Origin of the sequence: Vibrio hippocampi (assembly GCF_921292975.1) — a bacterium.
GTDB classification, from domain to species: domain Bacteria; phylum Pseudomonadota; class Gammaproteobacteria; order Enterobacterales; family Vibrionaceae; genus Vibrio; species Vibrio hippocampi.
Genome location: NZ_CAKLCM010000001.1, coordinates 370489 through 385245 on the forward strand (window position 1 = coordinate 370489; position 14757 = coordinate 385245).

12 protein-coding genes are annotated in these 14757 nt (G+C 45.5%); 10 read left to right on the top strand and 2 right to left on the bottom strand.

Features of this window, described 5'->3' with window-relative positions:
- Positions 1-29 precede the first annotated feature (29 nt).
- Together thiP and thiQ are read left to right on the top strand one after the other, a co-directional pair.
- Positions 30-1637 (top strand): thiamine/thiamine pyrophosphate ABC transporter permease, encoded by a 1608-nt coding sequence (gene thiP / locus L9Q39_RS01870; protein WP_237483440.1) that lies wholly within the window; start codon positions 30-32, stop codon positions 1635-1637.
- A complete protein-coding gene (gene thiQ / locus L9Q39_RS01875) occupies positions 1630-2337 on the top strand; it encodes a thiamine ABC transporter ATP-binding protein (protein WP_237483441.1) in 708 nt (235 codons plus the stop codon). The genes thiP and thiQ overlap by 8 nt, the downstream gene beginning before the upstream one ends.
- A 77-nt stretch (positions 2338-2414) precedes the next feature.
- Here the strand turns inward: thiQ and yjgA are convergent, their stop codons facing one another.
- Entirely contained in the window at positions 2415-2942 is a 528-nt protein-coding gene (yjgA, locus tag L9Q39_RS01880) for a ribosome biogenesis factor YjgA (protein WP_237483442.1), read from the bottom strand.
- A 121-nt stretch (positions 2943-3063) separates the two neighbouring features.
- On the opposite strand from yjgA, the gene pmbA reads away from it, so the two are divergent.
- On the top strand, positions 3064-4410 hold the full coding sequence (gene pmbA, locus L9Q39_RS01885; RefSeq protein WP_237483443.1) for a metalloprotease PmbA: 1347 nt from the start codon (positions 3064-3066) through the stop codon (positions 4408-4410).
- A gap of 154 nt (positions 4411-4564) precedes the next feature.
- Here pmbA and L9Q39_RS01890 read toward each other — a convergent pair whose 3' ends face one another.
- Positions 4565-7192 carry a penicillin-binding protein 1A gene (locus L9Q39_RS01890; RefSeq protein WP_237483444.1) on the bottom strand — a complete coding sequence of 876 codons (2628 nt, stop codon included), beginning with the start codon at positions 7190-7192 and terminating at the stop codon, positions 4565-4567.
- A gap of 143 nt (positions 7193-7335) precedes the next feature.
- On the opposite strand from L9Q39_RS01890, the gene pilM reads away from it, so the two are divergent.
- The 7 genes from pilM to L9Q39_RS01925 all read left to right on the top strand — a co-directional run bounded on the left by pilM (position 7336) and on the right by L9Q39_RS01925 (position 14731).
- The gene (gene pilM, locus L9Q39_RS01895; protein ID WP_237483445.1) at positions 7336-8415 is read left to right on the top strand and encodes a pilus assembly protein PilM; all 1080 of its coding nucleotides are present in this window, start codon (positions 7336-7338) and stop codon (positions 8413-8415) included.
- Positions 8402-8992: a PilN domain-containing protein gene (locus L9Q39_RS01900; protein ID WP_237483446.1), complete on the top strand. Its 591-nt coding sequence runs from the start codon at positions 8402-8404 to the stop codon at positions 8990-8992. Before pilM ends, L9Q39_RS01900 begins: the two co-directional genes overlap by 14 nt.
- Positions 8985-9908, top strand: a complete 924-nt coding sequence (locus L9Q39_RS01905) for a hypothetical protein (protein ID WP_237483447.1) — start codon at positions 8985-8987, stop codon at positions 9906-9908. Before L9Q39_RS01900 ends, L9Q39_RS01905 begins: the two co-directional genes overlap by 8 nt.
- Positions 9905-11284 carry a type IV pilus secretin PilQ gene (locus L9Q39_RS01910; protein WP_237483448.1) on the top strand — a complete coding sequence of 460 codons (1380 nt, stop codon included), beginning with the start codon at positions 9905-9907 and terminating at the stop codon, positions 11282-11284. Before L9Q39_RS01905 ends, L9Q39_RS01910 begins: the two co-directional genes overlap by 4 nt.
- A gap of 205 nt (positions 11285-11489) precedes the next feature.
- Entirely contained in the window at positions 11490-12008 is a 519-nt protein-coding gene (gene aroK, locus L9Q39_RS01915) for a shikimate kinase AroK (protein ID WP_237483449.1), read from the top strand.
- A gap of 29 nt (positions 12009-12037) precedes the next feature.
- Positions 12038-13123 carry a 3-dehydroquinate synthase gene (gene aroB, locus L9Q39_RS01920; protein WP_237483450.1) on the top strand — a complete coding sequence of 362 codons (1086 nt, stop codon included), beginning with the start codon at positions 12038-12040 and terminating at the stop codon, positions 13121-13123.
- 87 nt (positions 13124-13210) lie between these two features.
- Positions 13211-14731 carry an AAA family ATPase gene (locus L9Q39_RS01925; protein ID WP_237483451.1) on the top strand — a complete coding sequence of 507 codons (1521 nt, stop codon included), beginning with the start codon at positions 13211-13213 and terminating at the stop codon, positions 14729-14731.
- Positions 14732-14757: the final 26 nt, after the last annotated feature.

Consider the following 14757-nt stretch of genomic DNA (forward strand, 5'->3'; position numbering starts at 1 on the left):
TGGAGCCGCTCTGTTTTTTTGAGGTGAGTGTGAATCGAACGCCCAAATTAGGCTTAGCCATTTTGCTGGTGATTGCCGTTTATGTGGTTACCGCATTGTGGAAGCTATTGTCCTTTTCTTCATGGCAAGATATCAGTTGGATTATTGGTGATCCGTATTATCAACATGTCGTGAAATTTAGTTTTCTGCAGGCAAGCGCATCGACACTGCTCAGTGTTGGTTTAGCGATCCCAGTGGCGCACGCCCTGTCGAGACGACACTTTTTCGGTCGGGACATATTGCTTAAATTGTTCGCGACGACTCTAGTGTTGCCGGTTTTGATCGGTGTATTTGGGATCCTAGCGATTTATGGTCAACAGGGACTGCTTGCCAAACTCTTTGCTCTGTATGGTACGGAGATGCCTTTTTCCATTTACGGTTTATCCGGTATCTTGCTGACTCACGTTTTTTTTAACCTTCCTTTCTCAGCCCGACTGCTACTCACCAGTATCGAGAGTGTGCCTATTGAGCAGCGCAAGCTGGCTTCGCAATTAGGAATGAATAGCTGGCAAGTGTTTAAATTTGCAGAATGGCCTCGCTTAAAACAGCATTTACCCCATGTGGTTGGTTTGGTATTTATGCTCTGCTTTACCAGTTTTGCCACTGTCATGGCGCTGGGTGGAGGACCAAAAGCGACCACGATTGAGCTTGCCATTTATCAGGCAATAAAGTTTGATTTTGACCTACAAACTGGAGCGGCGTTGGCGCTGGGTCAAATGCTATTTTGTGCCTCTTTGGTTCTGCTGCTTGGTCGCTTTCACTCGCAACCACAAAGCCGCAGTCATTATGGGGCAGTAGAGGGCATTTTTATTCGGGACTCAAGATTGAAGAAGAGTTGGGATAGCTTTTGGATCATGGGTGTTCTCGTCCTACTCTTGCCCCCCCTTGCCAGTATTGTGGTAGCTGGACTGAATCCCAAATTGATCGAGGTGCTAAGCCATGAAAAGTTTTGGCATGCTCTATTTAATTCGTTCAAAGTCGCATTGATGTCGGCTAGCCTTGCGTTGGTGTCGGGAATATTGCTGTTGCAATCATCTCGACATCTCAGACTTCAGGGGCAACTCAATCGAGCAAATGGCGTTGAGTTTATCGGCAGTATTATATTAGTGACGCCAGCCTTAGTGTTGAGTACCGCCACCTTTTTGCTATTTCGTACGCTCAGCGATGTGTTTAGCTTGGCCTTTGTCATTGTGGTTTTGGTGAATGCATTAATGGCGCTCCCTTATGTGATTAAAACCTTGAGTTCACCTATGTACCGCCTTGCTCAGCAGTACACCTTACTTTGGCAACATCTAGGTATCAAAGGTGGGTCTGGATTTCGACTTATGGAGTGGCGCGCACTGCGCAGTTCCATTGTCTACGCGTTCTCGATTAGTTTTGTTTTGTCTTTAGGCGACCTGACGGTCATTGCTCTGTTTGGTAGTCAGGACTTTAATACCTTGCCTCTATATTTGTATCAGTTACTGGGTAGTTATCAGATGGAAGCGGCGGGTGTTGTCTCTTTGGTATTGTTTGCCATTAGTATTGGTGTCTTTGTGATCATAGAAAAAATCAGCCATGAAAAAGGCGAAGTCAGTGGAGTGAGTTCCAATGCTTAATGTTGAAAATCTGATCTATTACTATGACCAAACTAAGTTTGATTTTAACTTGCAGGTGCAGCAGGGTGAAATATTAGCGTTGATTGGTCCAAGCGGAGCGGGTAAGTCTACGTTGCTTGCGCTGATTGCTGGCTTTTGTCAGCCTCATTCTGGGCAGGTAGAAGTGGAGCGAGCGAGCATTGCGCACATGATGCCAGCAGAGCGTCCCATATCGATGTTGTTTCAAGAGCATAATCTCTTTGAACATTTAACGGCTTATGACAATATCGCGCTTGGCATTCACCCTAATCTAAAGCTGAATTCGCAACAGAGATCCTATGTCGAAGATGCCGCTCAAAACGTTGGTTTAGGGGATCTATTGCAACGGCTTCCTTCTGAGCTGTCGGGAGGTCAGAAACAAAGAGTGGCACTTGCTCGTTGCTTTGTGCAATCTAAGCCTATTTGGTTGCTGGATGAACCCTTTTCAGCACTAGATCCCGTTCTCAGAAAAGAGATGCTTAGTGTGGTGAAAGCTTTGGCAGACAAAAGGGGGGCGACCGTGATTATGGTAACGCATCACCTTAATGATGCTTGGAGTATCGCCAGTCATTATGCTTATTTAGCCAATGGTCAAGTGATTGAACAAGGTGAGGTCGAAGCGTTAACCTCTGAACATGTGAATCCCAAAGTAGCGGAATTTGTTACTGCTGCGTCACTATGAAGATTGAACCCGAATAAAAAACGGCGAATGGTACTATCATTCGCCGTTTTATTATCATCAAGGAACAAGGAGAGAGATTAGATTTCCTCTTGCTCTTCTTGTTTCAGAATTTGGAAAATTTCACGGTAGGCTTTAGCCGGTTTACCCGCTTTTTTCTCTTTGTTCGCCTGACGTGCAAGTTGACGCAGACGTTGACGATCTAGGTTAGGGTATAGCTCAAGAGCATCACCAATCGCACTGTCACCTTCTTCAACAATACGATCTCTTAGTTGCTCAAGCTTGTGCAGAGCCGCCGTCGACTGTGAGTGCTTATTACGGATTTTATCCAACGCAGCCTGAATAGGCTCTGGATCCGTGGTACGCATTAATTTGCCAATGTATTGAAGTTGACGACGTTTTGCTTCATTTTTAAAGCGTTGCGCGTCAGCGATTGCGTCGCGTAGATCATCTTCAAGTGGGATTTTATGTAATACCGAAGGTTTGAGTGCAACGAGTTCTTCACCGAGTTTCTGCAACTCTTCCATATCGATTTTCATCTCGGTTTTACTCACCCAGATGATTTCCTCTTCTTCTTCCCAAGGCGCCTTTTGGTTTTTACGAGCCATCTTTGTTTGCCTTTTATCACTGTCTAATTACGAATATGCCCTATTTTAGCAAGAAATGTGGGGCGATGGCGAAAACCTTGTTATTCTACAGCTAAACAAATAATAAAAAGTTAGATGGATTATGGATCTCAAACAGCAAGTTGCTCAGCAAAAAGCTGAGTTAGAGGCCGCAGTAGCAAAAGCTTTGGATATGGCTTCAGCGTCTGCAGACGCAGCCGAAGTCGCAATCACTAAGAGTACTGGGCTGAGTGTTTCTACTCGTATGTGTGAAGTAGAAAATGTTGAATTTAACAGTGATGGTGCTCTGGGCATCACGGTTTACCGTGGTCAGAAAAAGGGCAGCGCCTCTACGTCTGATCTGAGTGAAAAAGCGATTGCTCAAACGGTTGCTGCAGCATTGGATATTGCTCAATACACATCCGAAGATCCCTTTGCAGGTCCAGCGCCTAAAGAGCTGATGGTTAAAGAGATCCCAGATCTTGATCTTTTCCATCCAGATGCGGCAGATCCAGATACTGCAGCACAAAAAGCCATTGCCGCTGAAACTGCGGCACTGGCTTATAGCGATAGAATCAAGCAGTCGGATGGTGCCAGCTATGACAGCCACTATGGCGTCAAAGTTTATGGTAATAGCCATGGTTTGGTGGCTGGTTACGCATCGAGTCGCCATAGCATCAGTTGCAGTGTTATTGGTCAAGGCAGTGATGGTCAGATGGAGCGTGATTATAGCTACACCGTCGCTCGACATATTGATGACTTATGGACGCCAGAAACGGTTGGGATTAAAGCCGCCACTAAAACGGTTGAGCGCCTCGACCCAAGAAAAATTAAAACGGGTCAGTATCCGGTGTTATTTGCCAATGATGTCGCAACAGGGCTAATGGGGCATTTAGTGATGGCGATTAGTGGTGGCAACCTCTATCGTAAATCCTCTTTCTTGTTGGATAAACTCGGGGAAACGATTCTTCCTAGCTGGTTCAATATTGAAGAAAAGCCTCACCTATTGCGTGGCTTGGCTTCGAGCCCGTTCGATAATGAGGGTGTGATTACGCAAGACAAAACCATTATCAGAGAGGGTCAGCTAGCCACTTATCTATTGACCAGTTATGCAGCGCGTAAGATGAATATGACGCCAACAGGTCATGCGGGTGGTATTCACAACTGGTTTGTTGCCTCTTCTGACAATGATGACTTCCAAGCCATGCTCAATAAGTTGGGCACTGGTCTTCTCGTGACAGAAGTCATGGGACAGGGCGTTAACATTGTGACTGGTGACTACTCTCGCGGTGCGGCTGGTTTTTGGGTTGAAAATGGTCAGATTCAGTTCCCAGTGTCAGAGATCACGGTGGCGGGTAATCTAAGCCAGATGTTCAGTAACATTGTTGCGGTTGGTAATGACGTGGAAACGCGTTCACAAATCCAGACCGGTTCTATCTTACTGGAATCAATGAAAGTGGCGGGTGAATAAGCCTTACTGGTTACGGTCTGAATAAAATAAAAGCCATCATTTCTGTTTGAAATGATGGCTTTTTACTATCTCGAGTATCAGTAGACTAGAGCATCAGTAAACCTAAGTATCGTAAAATAAAGCATCGCTAAAATAAAGCGCCAGCAGAATCGGCTTAAAACAGGCTTTCTTCCCCAGACTCATCTGTAGAGTAAAGAGATTCGTTCAGACCTTCTTGTACATACTCTGTCGGCTCTGTCCCACTTTTGAAATATTCAAACATGGTTGAACTGTCGGTCTTCTTGGTGAGAAGCCCTGATTCACGATCGATTCTTACACGAGTAATATCGTTTGGAATCGCTTTCTGAACTGTTGGTTTACCCTCTACCGCTACCGCCATAAAATCAACCCAAGCAGGGAGTGCGGTCTTGGCACCAGACTCAGCACCAGAGATGGTTTGTAGCTTACCCAGGTTGCTGTTGTTGGTTGTGCGACCGAGTTTACGCTGGTGATCATCAAAGCCAACCCAGGCGGTGGCGACAATGCCGGGACCGTAGCCATTGTACCAAGCGTCTTTTGAGTCGTTGGTTGTGCCTGTTTTACCACCGATATCGCGGCGTTCTAGTTTCTGGGCGCGCCAGCCGGTACCGTTCCATCCGGTTTTTTGACGCCAATTACCGCCCCCCCAAACGTTGCTGTACAACATCTCTCTGGCGAGGAACGCAGTTTGCTCAGAAATCACTTGTGGTGCATAGTGAGGTTCGTTTGCGTCGACATCAAGATCTTGTTCGTTGAAACCATCGATACTTAGAGGTTCGATACTGGTGGCGCTAGTGGCGTCCTCAATCGTTACCTCAGTGTCATTCATGCTTACAACAGGCATGGACTCTGTCGATACGTCATCACAATTTTGCTGGCAAACGACTTTTGGACTTGCCAAAAATTCGACTTCACCAAATGGGTCTTCGACTCGAGTTATGTAATAAGGTTCTACATAGTAGCCACCGTTAGCAAACACCGAAAAGCCTTGAGCCATTTTCACTGGCGTTAAGCTACCCGCACCCAAAGCAATGGTTTCTGAACGAGGCAGTTTGCTCTTGTCGAAGCCAAAGCGAGTCAGGAAGTCTCTGGTTTCATCCAAGCCGACTTCACGCAGCACGCGCACCGCCATGACGTTTTTAGATTGAGCGAGACCGATACGTAACCTAGTAGGGCCAGTATAGGTTGGCGGTGAGTTCTTTGGTCGCCATGCCGTACCAGCACTTTTGTCCCACTTATTGATTGGCGCATCGTTGATCAGGCTTGCTAGTGTTAAACCTTTATCGAGTGCAGCCGCGTAGATAAAGGGTTTGATACTAGAACCGACTTGGCGCACCGATTGCGTTGCTCGGTTGAACTTGCTATGGACAAAGTTAAAGCCTCCCACTAGCGCCAAAACAGCGCCATTTTCGGGATCCATCGCAACAAATGCCGTGTTGGCGTTAGGGACCTGACTAAGGTGCCATGTTGTGGTGATGTCGGTGGGTTGTTCAGTATCAGATTCTGAAATCGGTTCATCAAGGTCGAGACTTCTTACCCAGATTTGCTCACCAACCGCGGCAATGTCACTTGCTTTCTTCGGTGCTGAACCTTGACGATCATCGGTTCTGAATGGGCGAGCCCATTTCATATTGTCCCAATTGATGATTTGCAGACCATAGCTTTTGACCCATACCGTGAGTTGCTTATCTTCAACCTTTTGAACAACGGCAGGTCTTAGCTCGCCATAGGTAGGCTGTTTGCGCAGATGCTCGTTGATTTTTGCTTCATCCCAAGCAGGTTGCTCCGACGTCCAAAGCACTTTCTCGGCACCTCGATAACCATGTCGCTCATCGTAGTTAAGCAGATTGTTGATGGCAGCATTGTGCGCAGCCTGTTGAAGCTTAGAATCAACCGTAGTGGTTACCCTCATACCTGACTCATAGACTGCTTCGCCATAGCGACTGACCATCCAAGCGCGGGCAATTTCAGCAACGTATGGAGCATTTATCTCGATTTCTGAGCCGTGATACTGAGAGATGATGGGCTCTGCTCGTGCTTCATCATATTGCTGTTGCGTAATGTAGTTTTCTACCAACATTCGAGACAGAACAACGTTGCGTCGTGTGGTTGCACGATCAACAGAATAGATCGGGTTCATTGTCGAGGGTGCTTTTGGTAGACCAGCAAGTACTGCGATTTCACTTAGAGTTAATTGATCGAGGTTGCGACCGAAATACGCTTGCGCAGCGGCACCAAAACCATAAGAGCGATAGCCTAAAAAGATCTTGTTAACGTAGAGCTCCATGATCTCCTGCTTTGTTAGCAGTTGCTCAATGTGAATGGCAATGAAGATCTCTTTCACTTTACGTATCACTTTCTTCTCGTTGGATAAGAAGAAGTTTCTGGCTAGCTGCTGCGTAATGGTACTTGCACCTTGTGAAGCTGAGCCTGAAGCAATAACAGCGACGGCTGCTCGGGTAATGCCAATCGGGTCAAAACCGTAATGGTCATAATAACGACTGTCTTCGGTTGCAATGAGTGCGTTGATAAGATCCTGAGGAATATCGTCGTACGCGACAGGAATGCGTCTTTTCTCACCAAACTGTGCCATCAATTTCCCATCTTGGCTAAATACCTGCATTGGGGTTTGCAGTTGCACGTCTTTGATCGTCGCCACATCGGGTAGATCGGGTTTTACGTAGTAGTAGAACCCAATAATTGTACCAACGCCAAAGAGTATGCAAATTAATGCAAAAATGAACAGTCTCTTTATGAACTTCACCGGAGAATCCCTGAGTAATTAAGGTTATGTGTGAGCAATTACTTGTACTCTAGTCCAAAAATTGCCAATGGGGTTAATTAACGCTTATTTGCGCATCAATCTCAACCTTTTCACCCTGTTATTGTCTTTTAGGGAGTAAATTTATGCCGAAAAAATGGATAACGGGTATCGACATTGGTCGTCACAGCACAAAAGCAGTCACGCTCATTTGTGATGGAGAACAGTTTATTTTAGACAATTATGTTGAGTGCAAGAGTGATGATGCTATTTATACTGATGGTCATAGTTTGAAACATCAACCTACGGTCAAAATTTTGGCTAAATTGCGAAAAATTACCCCTAAATATCGTAATCATGTCGCACTGATATTGCCATCGGGTGTCGTCCATAACCGACTTCTTTCATTACCGTCTTTTCTTTCAACTCAAGAGGTTGAGAACGCTCTGGGTCAGAAACTGCAACAACTGATGCCACAACTTTCTCAAGGGTTGGAGATAGATTTCAGCAGCCTGCCTTGCCCCGACAATAGTCAGCAGCGAAGCCATTTAGTTCATTTTTCACAAACATCGGTTATTGAGACTTGGCTGAAACCATGCGAGGAAGTGGGGTATAAAGTCGTGTTATTACAACCCCATGAAAGTGCAGCAACAGGGTTATTACAGACGATTGCACATCAGATGCCGGCTTATAAGCGCTGGGGGTTACTTGAGCTAGGGTTAGGTCATATCACCTTTTATCCACCGAGTGACATGCCGATTGAAACCAAAGCGAGTTGGAGTATTCCCCTAGCAAATAATCGGCGGGACTTAGCGGATTGGCTAACGGTTTCGGAAGTGATGAAAATTAATGCGCATATCCAACAGGTTTCGGATTTATCTGAAGATGGCGCGATAGAAGGTCTGTGGTTATGTGGTGGAGGCGCAACTCATTTCCAAGGCGAGCTGTTTCGAACAACTCAACCTCAAGACGAAAACTCTCAAAACCAGTTCACTGAAAATAATCTCTTTCAAAATGAACGCTCTCAAACCGAATGCTCTCAAAAACAAACAAGCTTCATCAGTCAATTCAATCCTAATTTAACCATTAAAAAGCTAGTGTTGGAGGAGTTAATATTCCCCAAAAAACAGCCAGTAAACCCTATTCCCCCTCAATTTATGTTAGCGACAGGATGTGCAATAAACGCCTTAACATGGCGAGCAGGGGAGCGCTATGGACAAGGTTAATTTATTGCCTTGGCGGCAAGAGTGGAGACAAAAACAGCGCAGGCGGTTTATACAAATATCGAGTCTGGCTTTGGTTTTTTTATCGGCACTATTCGCTTTGCTGGGGTTTCGTTGGCAGTCGGCAATTAATGAATTACACCAAAATAATGCCCAGCTAGAACTGGTCGTGACGAACATCTATCAGCAAGGAGAGGAGGCAAAAGAGCGACAGAACCAAATAGAGCAATTACAGCATCAGATAGAGAGGCAACAGCTTAATAACACTCGTTCCTTAGCGCTATTGTTGGCTTTGTCACCGTTGGTTCAGTTTGTACCTCATCGGATTCGCATCAACACCGTATCATTCGAATCCAGTCGGATTTTGCTCGAGGGGCAGACTGATCATGCACAGCATATTCAAGCATTGCAGGGAGCGCTGACGACCAGCGCTTGCTTTGTGGATGTCGAACTCTACTCAATTAAACAGCTCAATGATGGTAGTGGTGGAGAGCAGTTCAAGATCTCTTATCAGGTCGCAACCGCGATGTTAGATGTTTGTATGGAGGAATGGTTATCTGATGAGGTGAGGCATGATTGAAGCTCACCGAAAAACATCGCCTTTGTACCTCAAATCTATCAAAGCCCAACTCGGCTCGATTGCGATGGTGGCTGCGATGGTCGCCCTGCTGATGTTTCTATTGGTTTTTAATCCTATCTTAGGAGAGTTGAGCGAGAGTCAGGAACGCTATGTTTTTCTGCAACAACAGGTGGCCAATAGTACAAATTTGAACACCGTTGCTCCAAATCTAAATCAAGAACAGCAACGTCTTGAATCGTTATTCGTTCAATGGCAGCCAAAAGTCGATCAAGGTTTGTTGCAAGCCGATGTTCTGAGCTCGTTGCGCCAACATGCTAACGATCATGGCTTACAACTCCATCAGGCTGCTTGGCATGAGACGAAACCGCTAGCCACATCAAGACGCCTTACTCTTGAGTTGAGAGGGGAGTTTTATCCATTACTTGAATTTGCCAAGTCTAGCGTGAGCTTAGGGTATTTGTTATTGCCGATATCTTTAAAGTTATCGAATACCTCCTCTGATCTAGCGCAAATTCATTTGTCACTGGATCTCTTCGTTGACGGGCAAAGTGGTCGCCCACTGATGATAGCGCAAACGGCGAAGGCTCAACTTGAACAGTGGTTACGTCAAATGCCATTAACGGCGAAAAAGCCGATATCTTCTGAGATAGAAAGTCGTTTCGCGAATGCTGTTGATTCGGAGTTGGCGGTTTGTGCTGGTTCGGGGGAGCTATCTCTACCTAGTTTCGTTGGTCGTTTTACTGATAGGAAGCAAGTCTGGGCGGTGGTGCATTTCTCTGACTCTGGATTGAGGTTTGTGAGCCAAGGTGAGCGATTTGAAAACTGGTTGATCACAGAAATCAGTACTGACTACCTTGTGGTCAAAAAAGAGGCAGTGAAAGATTGTCGAATACCAAGGCGGGGAAAGTGGCAATGAAAAGACAGTTGTTATTGATGGTTGGAATGGTTGCCTTATTGGCTTTATTGGGTATCACTCAAGCCAGTGAGCCCCGCTTGTCCATTGATGTTCAGGAAGCATCAATTTCAGGGTTGCTTCATCAGTTAGCTCAACACAAATCTTATAACCTCGTGGTAGACCAAGATGTTGCTGGTGATATCACCGTCAATCTACAGCAGGTGACTTGGCAGCAAGCGTTGGATACGGTGTTAAATTTGGCTCAATTGCAGGCAAAGAAGATGGGCAATACCTTATATATCGCCCCGCGCTCTCACTTTATTGAGTTACAACAACATCAACTGTCAGCCCATGAATATGCATTGCAACATACGCCTCTGACAACCGAAGTGATTGCCATCCACTATGCCGATGTCGCGGTATTGCATGAAACGTTAAATCAGCAGGGAGGCGTTGGTCTACTGTCTCAAAGGGGCAGTTTAAGATTTGATGAGCGCACCAGCAGCTTAATTATTCATGATCGCCCAGATGTGATTACGCGTTTTGAAGCGCTGGTAAAGCAACTCGATATACCGGTGGAACAGGTGCGTATTGAAGCCCGTATTGTCACGATTAATGAAGACAACCTTGATGAGTTAGGGGTGCGTTGGGGGCTGACAAAGAGAAGAGGCGACCTTATTCTTGCACCGAATGTAGATGCTTTATATCCAGATACGTCGAGCGAAGGCGCTAACGGACAAAACTCTCCGCAATTCAATGTCAATCTTGCCGTCGCCTCAGATAACGCTGCGAGTATTGGCTTTCAACTTGGTAATTTGGGGCGTGATTTTCTTCTTGATTTAGAGTTATCGGCACTACAAAGCGAGTCAAAGGCAGAGATCATTGCGACACCAAGGTTGCTGACCATGGATAAGCAACCTGCCTATATTGAACAGGGGACAGAAATCCCCTATTTAGCCGCCGCATCCAGTGGCGCGACATCGGTGGAATTTAAGAAAGCCGTATTGTCATTAACGGTGACACCTCATATTACGCCTGATAAGCAGCTGATTTTAGTATTAGATATGACTCAAGATACCCAAGGAACCGTTGTTAAAACCGGGGAGGGGGAAGCGGTGGCAATTAATACGCAAAGAATCAGTACTAGGGTATTAGTTAATAACGGTGAAACCTTGGTGCTCGGAGGCATAATTCAACAACTCACCAATCAAGGCGTCGATAAAGTCCCCTTGCTTGCGGATATTCCCGTCGTTGGTCATCTATTCAAGAGAGAATATCAACAAAGCCGAAAACAAGAGCTGCTGATATTTGTCACCCCAAACATAGTCACACCAAATACGGTCACACCAAATATAGTTACACCAAATACAGTCATATCAAGCACAGCTTCACCGTAACTGGTTGTTAGTTATATATAAAACAGCAATTTATACAAAAGAACCAAAAATAAAGTTGCAATCACTGCACCTAACCTTGATAATTTCGGGTCTTATCACGACTTATCTGTGAGGAATTGGTGCCACAATACCTTTTTCCGATGTTCCTTTTCGGTCTTTTCTTGTGGCGATGTCATTGAATTAACGTTGTAAATTACTGCTAAACATGGCTGAGAAACGTAATATTTTCCTTGTTGGCCCGATGGGCGCCGGCAAAAGTACTATTGGTAGACACCTGGCTCAACAACTTCACATGGAGTTTGTTGATTCTGATACCGTTATCGAAGAGCGCACTGGCGCAGATATCGCTTGGGTGTTTGATGTTGAAGGTGAAGAGGGCTTCCGTAAACGCGAAGAAACTGTCATCAACGACTTAACCGAAGAGCAAGGTATTGTTCTAGCGACAGGCGGCGGCTCTGTTAAGAGCAAAGAAAACCGCAACCGTCTATCGGCTCGCGGAATTGTTGTCTATTTAGAAACAACCATTGAGAAACAACTTGCTCGCACTAACCGCGATAAAAAGCGTCCACTACTACAGACTGATAACCCTCGTGAGGTACTTGAGTCTCTAGCGGGCGAGCGCAACGACCTTTACAAAGAAGTTGCAGACTATGTGGTTCGCACTGATGATCAAAGTGCTAAAGTTGTCGCTAATCAGATTGTAAAAATGCTAGAAGAGGGTTAATCCCCTCTTTTCATTTAGGAGAGCAAACCATGGAACGGATTACAGTTAATCTTGGTGAGCGTAGCTACCCCATTTCAATTGGTGCCGGGTTATTTGATGACTCGGCACAATTTTCTCAAATCCCTGATGGCAAGCCAGTCGTTGTTATTACCAACACCACGGTTTCGCCTCTCTATTCGCAAGTGATTATCTCGCAACTTGAGGGTAAGGACTGTAACGTCTCTCTACTCGAGTTACCGGATGGCGAGCAATACAAAACACTCGACACATTTAACCAAGTTATGACCCACTTACTGTCTGGTAACTATGGTCGTGATGTGGTGGTCGTCGCACTGGGTGGCGGCGTTATCGGTGATTTAGTTGGCTTCTCTGCAGCATGCTATCAACGCGGTGTGGATTTTATTCAGATCCCAACCACTTTGTTGTCACAAGTTGACTCTTCTGTTGGCGGCAAAACAGCGGTTAACCACAAGTTAGGTAAGAACATGATTGGCGCTTTTTATCAGCCACAATCCGTGATTATCGATACTGATTGCTTAAAAACCTTGCCAGAACGTGAATTCGCTGCTGGTATCGCTGAAGTGATCAAATATGGCATTATTTATGATGCCGATTTCTTTGAATGGTTAGAGAAAAATCTCGATAAGCTATATCAATTGGATCAGCAAGCGCTAACTTATGCGATTGCCCGTTGTTGTGCTATCAAGGCCGAAGTTGTGGCACTGGATGAAAAAGAGTCGGGTATTCGAGCATTATTGAATCTTGGTCATACATTTGGTCATGCCATTGAAGCTGAACTAGGGTATGGTAATTGGTTACATGGAGAGGCTGTTTCATCTGGAACGGCAATGGCAGCTTATACTGCCTATCTGTTAGGTGACATATCACTTCAACAAGCAGAGCGTATGATAGCACTGCTAAAACGTGCCAAGTTGCCAGTACATACACCGGAAACGATGAGCTTTGATGACTTTATGACGCATATGATGCGTGATAAAAAAGTGTTATCTGGAAAGCTACGCCTAGTGCTACCGACTTCAATTGGTACTGCTCAGGTAACTGCTGATGTACCGACAGAGATTATTCAACAAGCGATTGACCGCTGCCGATTATAGTGTTGCGTGCAGTGTTCTATGGTTTGTTAAGATTTAAAGGCTCCTGTGAGGAGCCTTTTTTGTATCAAATTACCGAGCAGGATATCGATGAGTTTGTCATATGAGATGCGAGTGTTAGAGTTGGACTCGCAAACTAACTTGTTAAACCGAATGCAACTGTTGACTCAGTTTGCGTCTAATATGGTTGTGGTAAAAGGTGAGCAAGGAGCCGGTAAAACTTGGCTAGCACACCGTTTTTTAGAGGCTTGGTCACAAGAAAAAAACCAATCCTTGGTGACGGGTCGCTCGCAGCAAGATGATGCAGCACTGCGTGGCAATATTCTGCAACAGCTATTCCCTCATCAGATGTACAACACTTCAGACCGTTTACTTGAGAGTATTGATAGAATCCTAGATCGCGAGCCTTGTAACATAGTGATCGTGGTGGACAATGCTCAGCACGTCTCGATGAACTTGATTTCAGAGTTATGGGAGCTAGTGATTGCAGCACAAGACAATGCTAAGCAGTCATTTAGTATCGTTTTATTCACCACACAAGATACGACCTATACTCACACTAAAGCGTTAGCCAAAGGCGCTGAAGTGAACCCAGTTTCTTTAGAGGTCTCTCCTCTTTCTTCTGATGAGAGTGAGCGATTTTTTAGGATAATGGTATTACGTTACCTTGATGAAAACGTTGTAAAAAAAGTCGAAACAGCGTTTACTAATACTCCCCCAATACCGGGAAGGATTATGGCTCTGGGAGAGCAAAAGATGGAAAGGAAAGTCATTATTCGCTCATTGGTCGGCTCGCCGGTTAGGATTGCTGTCACGGTTGTGGTGATTGCACTGCTATTAATGCTTGGCTATGGCTGGTTGTTAAAAGGTGACGATCCGCAATCAGTGACTCCGTCTGTTGTTGATAGTACGTCTACACAGCAAAGTGATGGTTCGCTGGAAGCGAATAATGTTGAGGGCTCTGCTTCAACGGTGATTGAGTCGTCATCTTCTAACAGTGATGCTGATAACGATAATTTGATCGAGGATGACGCATCAGCTTTGCCACCTGTCGTTACCTCAGAAACTGCCAGTGTTGGAGTGTCTGAATCGGGAGAGCGAGTCGTGATCACTTCGGATGTTGTTGATGCTTTATTGGACAATCGCCCAGAAGTGGCGGAGGTCAAGGCGCCAGAGATAAAACAAGCGGTTGCTCCGGAGACACAAGGTCAATCTACCGAAAGCCAATCTATAGGGGTACAAACGCCGCCAGAACAAAATGTGGTGAACAGTGATGCTATTGTGGCACTGCAAAACCCAATCAGTTTCTCTTTTGCTCGAGAGGAGCTAAATCAGCTTTCTGCGAACAGCTACACCCTACAGTTAGCGGCAATGACGGAAATGCGTGACGTTCAGGATTTTCTTGATAAGCATAATTTTGATAAGCCTGTGCGAATTTATCCGACATTGAGAGGGGAAGAAAAATGGTATATCGTCACTTACGACAATTACCCGAGTATTCAGACAGCCCGCGATGCTGCAGAGCAACTCTCAGCAGAACTGCAATCTCTCGGTCCTTGGGCTAAATCGCTGCGACAAGTTCATCGAGAAATCGCACGCGGTCAAGAATAACGCTTGGTGAAACTAGGCGAATCCGA